Source organism: Endozoicomonas sp. SESOKO2 (assembly GCF_024606245.1).
Lineage (GTDB): Bacteria > Pseudomonadota > Gammaproteobacteria > Pseudomonadales > Endozoicomonadaceae > Endozoicomonas_A.
Map to the genome: position 1 here is coordinate 1 of NZ_JAHHPQ010000667.1, position 1902 is coordinate 1902.

Below are 1902 nucleotides of genomic sequence, written 5' to 3' on the forward strand. Positions count from 1 at the left end.
CCCCGAGCTGGACTCGAACCAGCGACCCAATGATTAACAGTCATTTGCTCTACCAACTGAGCTATCGGGGAATCGTTGTCGACGATGCTTTGCGTCATCACCTAACGGCTGCGAATATTAATGAGATTTCTCGCTGAGTCAAGTACTTCACCCCAGCTTTGTTCAAAAAGTTTCTGAAAAAAGACGCTAGAAATAACAGGCTGATCTATCAAACAGGAGTTAAACGCCCGTCACTTCCGAGCCTGCTCTTTAACATAGAACTCCTTAAACAGAAAAAGCCACCCGAAGGCGGCCTTTTCAACCATCAAATGACGAAGTCTGTGATTACAGGCCTTCAGCACTCTCAGACAGGTACTTGGCAACACCAGCAGGGGATGCATCCATACCCTTGTCACCTTTGCTCCAGCCAGCCGGGCAAACTTCGCCATGCTCTTCGTGGAATTGCAGGGCGTCAACCAGACGAACCAGCTCATCCATGTTACGACCCAGAGGCAGATCGTTAATGATCTGGGAGCGTACAACACCGTCCTTATCAATCAGGAAAGCACCACGGAAAGCGACACCGCCTTCGGACTCAACGTCGTAGGCTTTACAGATGTCGTGAGCCATGTCAGCTGCCAGAGTGTACTTAACAGGACCGATGCCGCCCTCACTGACAGGTGTATTGCGCCATGCGTTGTGAGTAAAGTGAGAGTCGATGGAAACACCGATAACTTCAACGTTGCGCTCTTTGAACGCATCGATTCGGTGATCCAGAGCGATCAGCTCGGAAGGACAAACGAAAGTGAAGTCCAGTGGGTAAAAGAACAGAATACCGTACTTGCCACGAATCGCCTCGGACAGGGTAAACTCTTCAACAATCTCGCCATTGCCCAGGACGGCAGGAACAGTAAAGTCAGGAGCTTTCTTGCCAACCAGTACGCCCATGAATTTAATCTCCAAGGTTTAGTATGTATCACTGCGATCATGCAAACATTGCAGTCATCGCAATCATTGAAGCGAGAACATAATACACCTCATAACGGCCTTAGCCTATAAACCCCTGCACAAATATCTATTAATTTTCTCTTTCAAAAGATAGATAAAATCTATCACATTTAACCAATCCATTGGATTCAGTGATCTTTTCACCGCAAGCGATGGGAAATATAACCCCAAGAGATTTAACAACGACTACAACCGATAACGCAAATAAGACATATTCTCATTATATTTCAATACGTTACCTTTGACATAAGTCATTAAGGTTCCATACTTCTGTAGCCTGTACTTTTCAGAGACAGGCATTACATAGCTCCTGAAAAGAGCTTCTGTAATGCCTTCTTAAATTTGTGACTGTATGGAGCCTCTATCATGCAAGGCAACAAAGATGTTCTGGATCATCTTAATCAAGTATTGATGAATGAACTGACTGCCATTAATCAGTATTTTTTGCACGCACGAATGCTCAAGAACTGGGGAGTTAACAAACTAGGCCAGTACGTATATAAGGAGTCCATTGATGAAATGTGGCATGCCGACTGGCTGATTGAGCGAATTCTTTTCCTGGAAGGCATGCCCGACTTTAAATACATGCAAAAGCCAATCATTGCCGCGGATGTTAAGGGGATTCTGGAAGCTGATCTGCAGCAAGAACTGAAAGCGATTCCCCCATTAAAAGACGCTATCGATCTCTGTGAAAAAGTAGGTGATTATGGTTCACGTCAGTTACTTGAAAAGATTCTGGCAGCGGAAGAAGAACACATGGATAGTCTGGAAGTCCATCTGAACCGCATCAAAACCATGGGGATGGAAAATTATATTCTCTCTCAGAGCGAGGAAGACTAGCAGCCTGTCGGACTTAAGCATCCGTAGCGAGGATTGCAAGAAATTGAGGATAAAAATTTCTGCTTCTGAGGAGAA

General features: G+C 45.1%; 2 protein-coding genes. One reads left to right on the plus strand and one right to left on the minus strand.

Annotated features, from left to right (window positions below; genetic code table 11):
- Positions 1-324: 324 nt before the first annotated feature.
- Positions 325-927 carry a peroxiredoxin gene (locus tag KDK17_RS16385; RefSeq protein WP_257275517.1) on the minus strand — a complete coding sequence of 201 codons (603 nt, stop codon included), beginning with the start codon at positions 925-927 and terminating at the stop codon, positions 325-327.
- Between the two features lie 426 nt (positions 928-1353).
- On the opposite strand from KDK17_RS16385, the gene bfr reads away from it, so the two are divergent.
- Positions 1354-1827 carry a bacterioferritin gene (bfr, locus tag KDK17_RS16390; RefSeq protein WP_257279882.1) on the plus strand — a complete coding sequence of 158 codons (474 nt, stop codon included), beginning with the start codon at positions 1354-1356 and terminating at the stop codon, positions 1825-1827.
- Positions 1828-1902 lie beyond the last annotated feature (75 nt).

Coding starts and splice junctions, on each gene's coding strand:
- KDK17_RS16385 (WP_257275517.1), bottom strand. CDS start 927: ATGGGCGTACTGGTTGGCAAGAAAGCTCCTGACTTTACTGTTCCTGCC.
- bfr (WP_257279882.1), top strand. CDS start 1,354: ATGCAAGGCAACAAAGATGTTCTGGATCATCTTAATCAAGTATTGATG.